9 protein-coding genes are annotated in these 13,635 nt (G+C 76.4%); 4 read left to right on the top strand and 5 right to left on the bottom strand.

Going from position 1 to position 13,635, the window contains the following annotated elements:
• Positions 1-5 precede the first annotated feature (5 nt).
• From BSL84_RS26715 to BSL84_RS26695, 5 genes are all read right to left on the bottom strand, one after another.
• Entirely contained in the window at positions 6-3,593 is a 3,588-nt protein-coding gene (locus BSL84_RS26715) for an SAV_2336 N-terminal domain-related protein (protein ID WP_075971297.1), read from the bottom strand.
• Positions 3,590-4,726, bottom strand: coding sequence for an AAA family ATPase (locus BSL84_RS26710; protein WP_030033445.1), 1,137 nt, complete (start codon positions 4,724-4,726; stop codon positions 3,590-3,592). Before BSL84_RS26710 ends, BSL84_RS26715 begins: the two co-directional genes overlap by 4 nt.
• Before the next feature lie 29 nt (positions 4,727-4,755).
• Positions 4,756-6,825: a caspase family protein gene (locus BSL84_RS36230; RefSeq protein WP_045323372.1), complete on the bottom strand. Its 2,070-nt coding sequence runs from the start codon at positions 6,823-6,825 to the stop codon at positions 4,756-4,758.
• A complete protein-coding gene (locus BSL84_RS36225) occupies positions 6,822-8,150 on the bottom strand; it encodes a hypothetical protein (protein WP_075971296.1) in 1,329 nt (442 codons plus the stop codon). Before BSL84_RS36225 ends, BSL84_RS36230 begins: the two co-directional genes overlap by 4 nt.
• A gap of 83 nt (positions 8,151-8,233) precedes the next feature.
• Complete coding sequence (locus tag BSL84_RS26695) at positions 8,234-9,442, bottom strand: GDSL-type esterase/lipase family protein (RefSeq protein WP_079273302.1); 1,209 nt, start codon at positions 9,440-9,442, stop codon at positions 8,234-8,236.
• A 164-nt stretch (positions 9,443-9,606) separates the two neighbouring features.
• Here BSL84_RS26695 and BSL84_RS26690 point away from each other — a divergent pair, with 164 nt between their 5' ends.
• The 4 genes from BSL84_RS26690 to BSL84_RS26675 all read left to right on the top strand — a co-directional run bounded on the left by BSL84_RS26690 (position 9,607) and on the right by BSL84_RS26675 (position 13,602).
• Positions 9,607-10,563 carry a trypsin-like serine peptidase gene (locus tag BSL84_RS26690; RefSeq protein ID WP_075971295.1) on the top strand — a complete coding sequence of 319 codons (957 nt, stop codon included), beginning with the start codon at positions 9,607-9,609 and terminating at the stop codon, positions 10,561-10,563.
• A 243-nt stretch (positions 10,564-10,806) separates the two neighbouring features.
• Entirely contained in the window at positions 10,807-12,093 is a 1,287-nt protein-coding gene (gene cbiE, locus BSL84_RS26685) for a precorrin-6y C5,15-methyltransferase (decarboxylating) subunit CbiE (protein WP_075971294.1), read from the top strand.
• On the top strand, positions 12,090-12,839 hold the full coding sequence (gene cobM, locus BSL84_RS26680; protein ID WP_075971293.1) for a precorrin-4 C(11)-methyltransferase: 750 nt from the start codon (positions 12,090-12,092) through the stop codon (positions 12,837-12,839). Before cbiE ends, cobM begins: the two co-directional genes overlap by 4 nt.
• Positions 12,829-13,602 (top strand): cobalt-precorrin-6A reductase, encoded by a 774-nt coding sequence (locus BSL84_RS26675; RefSeq protein WP_045323367.1) that lies wholly within the window; start codon positions 12,829-12,831, stop codon positions 13,600-13,602. Before cobM ends, BSL84_RS26675 begins: the two co-directional genes overlap by 11 nt.
• Positions 13,603-13,635: the final 33 nt, after the last annotated feature.

Here is a 13,635-nt window from a genome sequence, read left to right as displayed (position 1 = left end):
CCCGGTCACCGCGACCCGGTGGCCAGGAGGTGGATGTCCCAGGTGTCGTCCGGGCGCCGGTGGACACCCCAGCGGCCGGTCCGGTCCTCGAAGGCCGGCCCGGGCGCCCCCGGCAGGCGCAGCTGCTCCAGCCGGACCCGGCCCTGGAACACGGCTCCGCCGAAGTCCACCGGTTCCTCGAAGACGGCGCCGGTGGACACCAGTCCCGTTTCCCAGGTGGTGGAGGCGAAGGAGACCGGTCCGGCGAAGGAGGCCCCGCTCAGCCCGGTCAGGCCGCGGAACAGCGCGCGCGAGAAGTCCGCCGCTCCGGCCACCCGTATCCCGTTCAGGTCCGCCGAGGCGTCCAGTACCGCCCGGGCGAAGCTCACCTCGTCCTGGAAGACGCTGTCCGAGAAGCCCGCCAGACCGTGGAACTGGGCGCGGCGGAAATCGGCTCCCGCGTGGAACCGGCTGCGGTCGAAGTCGCCGACGCCCAGGAACACGGCGCGGTCGAAGGAGACCCGTCCGGCGAAGGCGGAGTTCCCGAGCCTGGCCCGCCCGGCGAAGACGGCACGCGTGAAGGAGGCACCGGCCAGGAACTCGATGCCGCCCTCGTTCCAGTCGTCGACGAAGGTGGCGCGGTCGAAGGCGGCCTCGCCCAGCGTGACGGGCCGTCCGCGTGACTCCCGCAGGGCGTCGAGGAGCCGCTGGAGCAGTCCTTCCCGGAAGGTGGTGCCCCGGAAGTCCACCCGGGAGCCGGGCCCGAGGGTCCCCAGGTACACGTGCTCCTCATGGGGTTCGAGATGGGCGAGGCACACGTCGTGGCCCGGCAGCCGGACCCCGGTGCAGGCGGCGCGGACATCGTCCACCGCAGGGCGGCCGCACACCGGCCACCCGGCGCCGGTGTCCTGCGGCCCGTCGGCGTCCGTCAGGGCCGCGCCCAGTTCCCCGGGGTCGGCGGACAGCCAGCCTCCGCCGCCGAGTGGGGTGAGCGTACGCGTCGCGGTGGGGCCGACCTTCTCGCCGAGCGCCTCGTACACGGTGCGCGACACGGCCGCGGCGAGGGGCCCCGGGCGCAGCCGGCGCCCCTGCGCCATCTCAGGGTGCCGCAGGAGCCGGGCGGCCTCGGACGTGGGCAGCCCGGTCGGGTCGCCGCCCGACGGGACTGCCAGGTGTCCCGCGGCCACGGCCACGTCGAGCGAGAGGGGCCCGGCGTCCGTCGGCCGGCTCGCGGCCAGGGCCGTGTGGAGTCCGGTCAGCAGCCTGCCTGCCCTGGCCAGGGCTCCCGGCTCGTCCAGGAGCATGAACAGGGGCGCTCCCGGCTCGCTGCCGGCCGGCCGCTCGGTGAGCCCCGTGTCCGCGATGACCCGCATCAGCAGTTCCACCGCCTCCGCGTGGAGCAGCCTCCCGGCCGGGTGCGCGACGTCGGCGGCGGACCGCAGGGCCAGGCACACCGCCCAGGGTCCGCCCTCCTGGGGCGGGACCGTCGGCCCGTGCTCCGCCATCGCCGCCCGGAATCCGGGTTGTTCGAGCAGGGCGCGGCCCGACAGGAACACCATGCGGTCCGGCCAGACACCGTGGACGACGCCGATCAGCGCGCCGTCGCGGGAGACCGGGCCGCCGCGGTAATGGGTCCAGGCCTCCGGCTCCGCGGAGAGGCGTACCAGCTCGCCGTTGCGGGCGCCCTCGTAGGGGACCACCTCGCCCGTCAGCGCGACGGCGTCGCCCTGGTCGGTGCGGCCGTCGATCCTGACGCGGCCCGGCGGCGGGTCCGCCGTCAGCCACGGCTGGGGTTCGGGTCCGGGCTGTGGGCCGGCCAGGTCCTCGTCGGCCAGGAGCAGGAACACCCGGGGCAGCGCGTCGTCCCACCACACCGCCTGGCAGGAGATCTCCCGTTCCCCGGCGCGCACCCAGCCGATCGCCCCCGGCGCCACGTCCCCGACCGTGAGCACCAGGCGGGGTGTCAGGAGGGTGCCGACCTCCAGCGGCTCCGGCAGTCCGTGGTAGCGGACCCGTACGACACGGTCCGCGAGGCCCGGGTCCCGGGGCGGCTGCGTCGCGAACGGCAGGGCCTCCTCGGCCACCCGGCGGCGGCCCTCCCGGCCGTCGGTGACCCGGGTCGCGGAGAAGTCCGGCCCGGTGCCGCGGTTGCGGGACATGTACTCCCACACCCGCCGGCGGACCAGCTCCCGTACGGCGGCCACGTCCCCGCGCAGCTGCGAGCCGAGCAGCGCCTCCCGTACGCCGGGCCGGAACGCGAACTCCACCTGCGCGGGGTCCCGTTCGTGACCCCAGGGCTCGAAGAGCCCGCCGAGGGCGACCTCCGCGAGGTGCCCGTGCTCGGAGTCCTTCAGCAGGGAGCGCCGCACCAGGTTCATCACGGGCAGGGTCAGCGGTACGGCGGCCAGGTGGGCGGCGAGCTGCTGGGCGGTCGGGGAGGCGTTCGCGCGGAAGCGCTCCACCACCTCCAGCGCGCCGCGGACCGGGCCCGCCGGGGCTTCCCGGGCGGGCGGGTCGCCCGGCTCCGCGTCCAGCCGCAGGCAGGCCAGGCGCCGCCAGCGGCCGTCGCCGGAGACCAGCCGCGCCAGCCGGGCCAGGCTGCCCGGGGCGACACCGACGACGGGGACGACGTCGGCGGTACGCGGGCGGCCGGCGCGGGGGCGGGAGCGGCGGGCGGTCGCCGCACGCTGCCAGGAGCGGGTGGCGGCGGCCGGCCGGTCGGCGCGGACGGCGAAGGGGACGGGCCGGACGGCACCGCGCGTCCACAGCCGTTCGGGCAGGACGTTCAGCACGGCCACGGCGTTGTGCGCGCCCCAGTGCCGGAGCACTCCCTGCACGGAGGCCTCGCGCCAGCCTCCCGCCACGGTGTCGGAGAGTACGAGGATCAGCCTGCGGCCGGCGGGGTCGGCCAGTTCCAGCGGGTTGCGGGGCGCGCCATACCGGCCGCGGGTGAGCATCGGGGTGCCGCCGGAGCCGGTGCCGGTCAGCTGCCAGGTGCGTACGTCGCGGAAGACGCCGCTGCGCGTCAGCACCCGGCGCAGCTCGTCCACGAGGTCCGCCCAGAGCAGCATCGAGTGGTGCGTGTCGACGACCAGTGCCAGGTCCAGCCAGCGGCTCTCGGCTGGCCTCAGGACGGGCGTCGGCACCATCCGCTCGATGCTGCGCTCGACCGTCAGCTGTTCGTCCAGTTCCTCGCCGGGGCCGCCGATGGAGCGCCGCCCGACCGGGCGCAGGGCTCTCATCAGCGCCAGCGGATCGTCGAGGGAGGCGGCCCGGGGCAGCCGCACGGCTGCGCCCCGCCGGCCGGCGCCGTCGTCGGCCGGTTTCCCGGCGGGGCCGGGCACGGGGGCGGGGAAGAGCTTGGCGGCGGGCTGCCCGTCGGCCCGGCCCCCGTGGACGGCGCCGGTGCCGGGCGCCTGCGGGTCGTCGGCCGGTGGCCGCCCGGCGTCGGCGCCGCCGGACGCCGGCGGCGGCGGGCGGGACCCGGCGGGGTCCACGCGGGCGGCCAGCCACAGGATGTCGGCGATCTCCTCCGCTCCGACGCCGGGGCGCGGTCCTGTGTCCTCGCCGCCCCCGGCGCCGTCGGCGAGGGCGGCGAGGAGTCGCGTGATCACGCCGTGGGCCCGGTCAGGTGCTGCATGACGGTCCTGAGGAAGCGGTCGCGGTCACCGGGCGCGGACCAGGCTCCGGCGAGGCGGAGCTGGATGGCGTTGAGGAGCTGGTCGGTGGCGAGGTCGCCGTCTCCGGCGCGGTCGATGAAGTCCCGTACGAGCTCCTGGTACTCCCCGCCCGCCTCGACGTCGACGCCGAGCCGGCGGCGCACGATGAGGGCCAGCTTCTCCGGGCCGGGCGGCTCCAGGTGCAGGCGGACGCAGCGGCGCAGGAAGGCGGGCGGGAAGTCGCGTTCGCCGTTGCTGGTGAGGACGACGACGGGGAAGTAGTGGCACTGCACGCGGCCTTGGGTGAGGCGGACGCGGGCGTGGGGGTCGTCGTCCGTGCCGATGGCGACGGTGGGGTCCTCCTGGGCGAGGCGGGCGAGTTCGGGGATGGTGAAGCCGCCGTCCTCGAAGACGGTGAGGAGGTCGCCGGGGAGGTCGATGTCGCTCTTGTCGATCTCGTCGACGAGCAGGACGCGGGGGCGGTCCTGCGGCAGCAGGGCGGTGCCGAGCGGCCCGAGGCGCAGGTAGCGCGAGATCGACGGCGCGTGGGCGGGGTCGGGATCGGGTTCGGGGCCGGCTGCGGGGCCGGGGCGGGGCGTGGGCAGTGTGCCAGGGGGCGCGGCGGTCGCCGCGGGCCCCACAGGGACGGCCGGCCTGCGCAGTTGCTCCAGCCCGGCCTCCTGGAGCCGGCCGATGGCGTCGTACAGGTAGAGCCCGTCGCGCAGTACCGTCCGGCTGGTGATGGGCCAGTGCAGTACGGGTCCCAGGCCCAGGTCCGAGGCGATGCTGTAGGCCAGGGTGGACTTGCCGACGCCGGGCTTCCCGGTGATCAGCAGCGGCCTGCGCAGGTGCAGGGCCGTGTTGACGACGTCCTTCTCCTGCTCGTCGGGGACGTAGCCCTCGCCCCGCCGGCGGGTGCGCTCCCAGGCGGGCCCCTCGCAGCCGGGGGGCTCGTACCCAGGGTCGGGGCTGCCGGTGAAGTCCCGCCAGGGCGGCGGGGATCCGGTTTCCAGGCGGGCGCGCCGCTCTGTGCCCTCGCCGGTCCCGTGGTACAGCCACCAGTCCTTCACCACTGCCTCTGCCTCCATCGTCGCTCTGCCTCTGTCAGTGGTCGGGGTCAGGCCAGGGACCGGGAGTCCGGTATGTCGTCGGGATCGTCCCACAGGAGCACCAACTGGTCTTCCCCTGCGGGAAGTCGGCCGCCCCCCGGTGCGGCGCGCGCGGCTCCCGCGGCGGCGCCGGCGGCCGCCCGGCGCACCTCCCGCACGCGCGCGGGCAGGGCCAGTACGTCCAGTGCGCCGGGGTCCGGGCGGCCGTCGGGGCCGGCGGGTGCGAGCAGGTCGAGGAGCGGGGGCGCGGTCGCTGTGCCGCCGCGGCGCCAGACCGCGACCGGCACACCGCCTTCGAGTACGGCTTCGAGCAGTCCGGCGTGCGGTGCGGATTCGGTGTGCGCGAGGACGCACGCGGGCGCCGGCCGCTCGGCCAGTTCCATCCCCAGCATGTCGGTGACCTCGGCGTCCTCGATCACACGGACGGCTTCGGCGTGCCGGCCGCCCCGGCCGCACAGCCAGCGCCAGCTGGTGCGCCACTCGGCGCGGGTGTCCGCGCGCTCCTGCGGGCAGCGCACGACGACCTGGTGGAGCAGGCCGAGGGCGCGGTGCCGGCCGGCCGGGCCGCGGGGCACCGGCCACTGGTCGAAGTCGGTGTCGAGCAGTTCGTACGGCACGTGGAACTCGATGCGGTCGACGCCGTCCGGGGCCTGTGGTCCGGCTCCGCCGCCGTCCGCCGCCCCGACGAGGGCGAGCTGCCGCAGGAGTTCCTCCCGTACGGTGTCCAGCCGGACGGGCGCGCCCCGTGATTCCCATATGTGCTCGGTGCGTTCGCCGCGCAGCCACATGCGTGCCCGGAAGCCCGGCCCTCCGTCCGGCGGCGGCTCCAGCCCGACGTGGACGACGGTCGTGCGCGCGGGGGGCGGCGGCGGGGGCAGCACCGGCAGGGCGAGCCGCTCGCGGGTGGTGTCCACCCAGTCCTTCAGCCGCCCCGCCCACGCCGTGTCGCCCGCGGTGGCGGCCCGGTCGGCGAGGAACCGTACGAAGGGCACGGCGAGCGGCATCCCGGCGCGTCCGCCCTGGCGTTCGTCGAGGTCCTGGACGACGTCCAGGAGGTTGTCGCCCGGCAGTCCGCCGCCGACCGGGGTGGTGCAGCCGGCCGTCCTGAACGCCCAGGCGTAGGCCTCGTGGGCGCAGCGCGGCAGTTCGCGGCCGTCGAAGAGGGTGCCGAGGCCGTCCCAGGCCTGCTGGTCGAGGCGGGCGGCCGGGGGCGGTGCGGCCGCGGCCAGGTCGTCGTCGAGGAAGGAGCAGGCGTCCCAGTCGCGGTCCACGAGGAACTGCGGGAGCTGCCAGCCCTCGCCGCGTTCGCGCAGTTCCCGGAAGGTGCGGTGGATGCTGCGGGCGGCGACGGGGAGTCCGCTGACGCTCTCGCGTACGGAGGCACCGCCGAGTTCCGCCAGGAGGGCTTCGGTGAAGCGGCCTGCGCCGCGTTCTGCGTCGTTCTGCGCGGCTTCGCCCTCGCGGGAGGCGTAGAGGCGGAACTGGCGGCGTCCCGGCACCGAGCTGCCGCCGCCGTAGTCGGTGCTGCCGAAGTTCCAGCGCGTGTCGCGGGGCGCGTCGACGCGGCAGGCGTCGACGAGTGCCGCCTGGAGCGGGAAGCTGCGGTGTTTGACCAGGTCGGTGCGCCACCAGCGGAGTGCCGAGTCGAGGTTGAGGTGGCGGATCTGGCTGGGGCGGGCGTCGGCGCAGGGCAGCATGAGCTCGTGGCGGGGTCCGAGGTAGCCGTGTCCGGCCCAGAAGATCCACAGCAGGTCGCCGTCGCACTGCGGGAGTTCGTCGAGCAGCGCGGCCTTCACGTTCTCCTCGGTCGCCGGCCGGTACGCGGTGCGCAGGGCGGCCATGGCCGGCGAGTCCGGCCAGGGCAGCGCTTCGGGTTCGTCGAGCGGGGACAGCAGCAGCCTGAGGTTGCCGGGCGGGACCTGGGCGGGGCCGGTCAGCCAGTGTGCGAAGCGCAGGGCGTCGCGGGCCGGGCCGCGCAGGTTCCAGCGGTGGCTGATGTCGTAGCGCTCGACGCCGGCGACGAGCGCGAAGGTGCGCTGCGGGCCGAGGGCCGGGGGCAGGAAGTCGGTGGGGGTCACCCGATCTCCGCTTCGGCCACCGCCTGTTCGATGCGTTCGTAGAGGGCGTCCTGTTTCCAGTAGGCGCTGTGGCAGGCGGGGAAGGGCTGGCGGCTGGCGATCTCGTGGTCGGTGATGCGGGGGTCGCCGGGGAAGACGGGTCCGGCGAGGTAGGACAGCACGTCGTGGCGGTCGTAGACGTTGAGCCAGCGCGGGAAGCCGTACGGCAGCTTCGCTCCCGGTTCGAGCGCGGTCAGGGCGCCGAGCTCGTGGAGGAAGGGGGCCTGGGAGCCGACGGTGACGAGCAGTTCCGCGCCGGGGACGGCCTCGCCGCGGGCGGCGGCGAGGGCGAGGAGGTCCACGAGGGCGATCCCGCCGAGGCTGTGGCCGATCAGTACGGTCGGCGCGGGGTCGCCGGCGATCCGCGCGTGCAGGAATTCCCGCAGGTCGTGGCCGCGGGCCTGGTAGCGCAGGATGTCGCCGAGCGCGGGGGTGGCGCCGACGGTGAGGGAGCCGCGCCAGGCGTTGAGCAGCGGCTGGGTGGTGACCCTCATGGCGAGCCGGCCGAGGACGGCGGCCGCGCGGGCGCCGGGTACGCGGGCGTCGCCGCCGAGACGGGTGGTGAGCAGTTCGACGAGGCGGTCCCGTTCGGCGCCGGTGCAGTCGGCGTCGGCTCCGGCGGCGGCGAGTGCGCCGGCGGTCACGGCCCGGGCGAGGGCGGTGGCCAGCTCCCTCGCCTGGGGTTCACCGGTGGCGCGCTCGGCGGCGCGGGCAGCTTCGGCGGAGTCGGCGGCGGCGGCCAGGGCGGCGGGGAAGGCGGCGGCGAGGCCGGTGCCGTGCAGGAGCGCGCCGAGTTCGTCCCCGGGGTGGGGCGGTGCGGGGGGTAAGCCGGCGAGCAGCGTGAGCACGCGGACGCCGGCGGCGTGTACGCCGGGCATCGCGAAGGGGTCGGCCGTGTCGGCGTCGTGGGCGTCGGCGTACGGGGTGGCGTAGGGGTCGGCGTACGGGTCGGTGTCCTCGCCCCGTGGTCCGTCCGGGGCCTGCCCGCCGTCCGCCCAGCCGGCCTCGGCGAGGACCCGGAGTTCGCACAGCGGGTCGGCGAGGAGCAGGGTCCACTCGGCCGTCTCCGCTTCGGCGGGGTCGACCGGCCCGGGTGCGGACGCGGGCCGCAGGCCGGGCACGGACCGGCCGTCGGCGCCCAGGGTCGCGCCGAACCGGTCGCCCCAGTAGCAGGACTCGACGCGGGCTTCGGGGAATCTGGCCGTCAGCCGCTCGCGGACCAGGGCGAAGAGCCGGTCGTGCCGCTCGCGCCGTACTCCCGTGCCGTGGACAAAGAGAAATCGCACCGCGCCCCGCCCCCTCGTGCTGTCGCCCCTGGGCACGATAGCGCCGGGCGCTCGGCGGGGTGTGGGGAACGCCCGGTTCGGCGTCACCGCGCCCAGGCGGAGCCGAAGGCGTGCCCGGCGAAGCGGTCGGCGATGCGGCGGTGGCCGGCGGCGTCCGGGTGCAGGTCGTCGGGCAGCGGGAACTCGTCGAAGTCGGCCTGCCCGTAGAGGGCGCGGCCGTCGAGGTGGTGCAGGTGGGGGTCGTCGGTGGCGCGTGCCGCGGTGATGCGGGCGAGTTCGTCGCGGACGACGCGCAGGGTCAGCCGCCCCTGGGCGGCCTCCGCCGGGTCGCCGAGGGCGCGGAAGCGCAGCCGGCCGTCGCTGAGGTCGGCCGCGGCCGGGCCCGGGGTGTCCTCGTGGATCGGGCAGTGGAGGGGGGAGACGACCAGGAGGGGTGTGGTGGGGTGGCCGTCGCGGAGGGTGTCGAGGAAGCCGTGGACCGCGGCGGTGAAGGCGCGCAGGCGCATCAGGTCGTGGTTGACGAGGTTGATGCCGACCTTGAGGCTGATCAGGTCGGCGGGGGTGTCGCGCATGGTCCGTGCGGTGAAGGGGTCGAGCAGGGCGTTGCCGCTGAAGCCGAGGTTGACCAGTTCCACGCCGGCGCGGGCGGCCGCGAGCGCGGGCCAGGTCCCGGTCGGGCCGTCGGCGTTCGAGCCGTGGCTGATCGAACTGCCGTGGTGCAGCCAGACGCGCCGGCCGCGGTCGGGCGCCGGCTGCACGGGCGCGTCGGTGCGCAGGGCGATGAGTTCGTGGACGCCCCGGTACGGCAGCCAGATCTCGACGTCCTTGGTCCCTTCGGGCAGTCCGGCGAACCGGACGGTGCCGGGTGGGCCCGGGGTGAGGACCGCGGCCCAGGTGGCGGTGTCGACGGTACGGACGTTCCCGCCGCCGGCGGTGGCCCGGCCGGCCGGGAGGCCGTCGACCAGGAGGTCGTACACGGCGTCCGGGGGCGCCGGCGCGCCCCGGTAGACGGTCGTCGTGGCGAGGACGTCCAGTTCGACGGTGGTGGCGCGGGTGCGGAAGGCCAGCCGCACGCCGGCGGGCTGGGCCTCGACCTCCGCGACCTCGGCGGGGGCCTGGAGGCGGGCCCGGGCGGGCAGCCGGTGGGGCAGGACGCCTCGGGCGGTGTGCTCCACTTCCAGTGCGCCGCGCAGGAGTTCGGGGCCGACGGGGGTGGTGGTCCAGCCGGGCGCGGTGTCGTGGGCCGGTGCGTGGGCCGCGTCGTGGTCCGTGTGGGGTTCGGGGTCGTCCATTGCGTCACCCTTTCAACCGGGCACGGTTCGCGCATCCGGTTTCGGGGTGCGGCGCCCCGAGGGCTGTTCCGGCTGTGAGAACGGACACGTCCCGGCGGCGGAACCGGCGCCGTCCTCCTTCCATCGAACCGAGAGTGGGACGCGTACGGGGCGGGAGGGGCCACATGTCCGGCAGCGTGCGGGGACGGCAGCGGGGACGGGCCGCGGTGCGGGGCTCCGCGGCCGTCGGCCTCCTGGGCACCCTGGTCCTCGCCGGGGCCGGGTACGTGGCCTGGGAGTTGCGCGGCATCGCCGCCACCCGCGCGGACGGCGATCCCGCCCAGGGCGTCTACCAGCAGGACCCCGAGCGTGCCGACCGGACGGCGTCCGCCGTGCTCGGGATCGTCCGCGAGGACCCGGACCCGCCGAAGGACGGCAAGGCCTTCGCCGGCGCAGACGCGGTGAACTGGCGCTCGGGCGGATGGGCCGCGTCCGATCCGCTGGTGGCGGCGCCCGCCGCCGCCGAACCGGCGATCGGCGCGCTCTTCTCCCCCGGCAACGACGGCGACCCCGACCACCACTGCTCGGCCGTCGTGGTCCACTCCCCCGCCGGCGACCTCGTCGCCACGGCCGCCCACTGCGTGTACGCCGGAGGCTTCCGCACCAACCTCGCCTTCGCGCCCGGCTACCGGGACGGGATCGCCCCGTACGGCGTCTGGGTGCCCACCCGGATCGACGTGGACCCGCGCTGGACCGGGGACCAGGACCCCGACCACGACGTCGCGTTCCTCAGGCTGCGCCGGCCCGGATACCCGGGTCAGCGGCTGGAGGACGTCACGGGGGCCGGAACCATCGCCTTCGGACGCGATCTGCCCGCTCCCGCACGGCTGGTGGGCTATCCGAACTCCTCCGAGCAGCCCCTGGACTGCCGGACCACCGCACAGCCGGCCGGACCGACACAGGTGCGGCTGGACTGCGCGGACGTGCCCAACGGCACCAGCGGCGGACCCGTGCTCACCGACGGGCACACCCTCATCGGTGTGATCGGCGGCCGCGACGGCGGCGGCGACGAGAAGACCTCCTACAGCGTCTACTTCGGCGACGGCGTCCGCGCCCTCTACGAGCGCGCCACCCGCGCCTGACCCGGCGTCCGCGCCGGACGGACACGGCGGCTGTCCCGACCGGTCCGCCGACCGGTCGGCCGACCCCGCCCGGTGCCGGTCCGCCGACCCGCCCGGCGCCGGTGCGCGCCCCGGATCGACGTCGCCGAGGGCGGGCCCGAAGGGTCCCCGCCGGGTTCCCGAGGGCGGGCGGTGCGCCGCAGCCGCAGGCCAGTAGGCTGCGGGTCCGTCCTCTTTCCCCTTCCCGCCCCGAGGTACAGCGCAGTGAGCCCCGCACCGCCCCCCATACCCGTGACGGTCGTCGGCCTCGGCGCCGACGGGTGGGCCGGGCTCACCGCCGCCGCGCGGTCCTCGCTCTCCTGCGCCGAGGTGCTGATCGGCGGGCCGCGCCAGCTGGACCTGCTGCCCGCCGCCGAGTGCCCCGGGCAGCGGGTGGCGTGGCCGAGCCCGCTGCGGCCGGCCGTGCCGAAGCTGATGGCCGAGCACGCCGGACGCCGGATCGCGGTCCTCGCCAGCGGCGACCCGATGTTCTACGGGATCGGCCGCGCTCTCGCCGAGGAGCTCGGGCCGCGGTCCCTGCTGGTCCGCCCGCACCCCTCGTCCGTCTCCTACGCCTGCGCCCGCCTGGGCTGGCCGGTGGAGGACACCGAGGTGGTCACCGTGGTGGGCCGCCCGGTCGCCCGGCTCGCCGCCGCACTGCACGACGGGCGGCGGGTCCTCGTGCTCAGCGCGGGCGCCGCATCCCCGGGCGAGATCGCCGCTCTGCTGTGTGAGCGCGGCTTCGGGCCGAGCCGGATGCGGGTCCTGGAACAGCTCGGCTCCGAGCACGAGGACGCGTACGAGGGCACGGCCGACGCCTGGCACCACGCGCCGGGCGACCCGCTGAACGTGGTGGCCGTCGACTGCCGCCGGGACCCGGCCCACGCCGGGCCGCGCCTGGGCGCCACCCCGGGCCTGCCGGACGCCGCCTACGAGCACGACGGCCAGCTCACCAAGCGCCATGTCCGCGCCGCGACCCTGTGCGCGCTCGCCCCGGCCCCCGGCGAGCTGCTGTGGGACATCGGCGGCGGCTCCGGCTCCATCGGCATCGAGTGGATGCGTACGCACCCCTCGTGCCGGGCGGTGGCCGTGGAGCGCGTCCCGGAGCGGGCCGCGCGGATCACCCGTAACGCGGTGGCGCTCGGCGTGCCCGGCCTGCGCGTGGTCGTGGGGGCGGCGCCGGAGGCGTTGGCCGGACTCCCCGCCCCCGACGCGGTGTTCGTCGGCGGCGGGCTGACCGCGCCGGGCCTGCTGGACGCGGCCTGGGCCGCGCTGGCCCCCGGCGGCCGGCTGGTGGTCAACACCGTCACCCTGGAGTCGGAGTCGGTCCTCGCCGACCGCTACCGGCGCCACGGCGGCGACCTGGTGAAGCTGGCCGTCGCGCACGCCGTGCCGGTCGGCGGTTTCACGGGCTGGCGGCAGGCCATGCCGGTCACCCAGTGGTCGGTGACGAAGCCGGCGGACAGGGACACGGACGCGGACACGCACACCAAGGAGAAGGATCGAACATGACCGTGTACTTCATCGGTGCGGGCCCCGGCGCCGCCGACCTGATCACGGTGCGCGGTGCCCGGACCCTCGCCGCCGCCCCGGTCTGCCTGTACGCGGGCAGCCTCGTGCCGCGCGAACTGCTCGCCGAGTGCCCGGTGGACGCCCGCCTCGTCGACACCTCGCAGCTGAACCTGGACGAGATCGTCGCCGAGTGCGCACGGGCCCACGAGGCGGGCCAGGACGTGGCGCGGCTGCACTCGGGTGATCCGTCGATCTTCAGCGCGGTCGCCGAGCAGATGCGGCGGCTGGACGCGGCCGGCATCCCCTACGAGGTCGTGCCGGGCGTGCCGGCCTTCGCCGCCGCGGCCGCCGCCCTCAAGCGGGAGCTGACGGTGCCCACCGTCGGGCAGACCGTGATCCTCACCCGGGTCGCCCAGCAGGCGACCCCGATGCCGCCCGGCGAGGACCTGGCCACGCTGGGCCGCAGCGGGGCGCTGCTCGTCCTGCACCTGGCCACCCGCTACGTGGACCGGGTGGTCGCGGAGCTGTTGCCGCACTACGGGGCGCAGTGCCCGGTGGCGGTCGTGGCGATGGCCAGCCGTCCCGACGAGCTGATCCTGCGCGGCACCCTGGCCGACATCGCCGGCCAGGTGAAGGAGGCGGGCCTGGTCCGCACCGCCGTCATCGTGGTGGGCCGCACCCTGGGCGCGGAGCAGTTCCGCGACAGCCACCTGTACTCCCCCGAGCGCGACCGGCATGTCTGCTGAACCGGCCTCCGCGGTCGCGGGCGGCGGTGAGCACGTCCTGATCCTGGGCGGTACCACGGAGGCCCGCCGCCTGGCGGAGGCGCTGGCGCACGACCCCTCGTACCGGGTGACCACCTCGCTGGCGGGGCGGGTCGCCTCGCCCGTGCTTCCCCCGGGCGAGACCCGCATCGGCGGCTTCGGTGGGCCGGCCGGACTGGCGGCGTGGACCGGGGCGCACGGGGTCACCCGCGTGGTCGACGCCACCCATCCCTTCGCGGAGCGCATGAGCTTCAACGCCGCGGCGGCGGCGGCGCTTTCGGGCGTACCGCTGCTGGCGCTGCGCCGTCCCGGCTGGACGCCCGGACCGGGCGACGCGTGGACCTTCGCGCAGTCGCTCGCCGAGGCGGCAGCCCTGCTGCCGGGCCTCGGCAGCCGTGCGTTCCTGACCACCGGCCGGATGGGCCTGCACACCTTCGCGGACCTCACCGACACCTGGTTCCTGGTGCGTTCGGTGGACCCGCCGGCCGCGCCGGTGCCCCCGCGCCTTGAAGTCCTGCTGGACCGGGGCCCGTTCACCCTCGACGGCGAGCGGGCGCTGCTCGCCCGACACCGGATCGACGTCCTGGTGACGAAGGACAGCGGCGGCTCGGCCACCGCCCCCAAGCTCACGGCCGCCCGCGAGGCGGGCGTCCCGGTCCTGGTCGTACGCCGACCCCCGGTGCCGCAGGGCGTGGCGCAGGCGGGTTCGGTGGCCGCGGCCCTGGACTGGCTGCGGCGGGCCTGACGGCGCCGGGCCCGGGGTTCTCACCTCCGGCGG

Source organism: Streptomyces sp. TN58 (assembly GCF_001941845.1).
Lineage (GTDB): Bacteria > Actinomycetota > Actinomycetes > Streptomycetales > Streptomycetaceae > Streptomyces.
The sequence above is the reverse complement of the archived record's forward strand: the minus strand, read 5'-3'. Positions and strand labels throughout refer to the sequence as shown.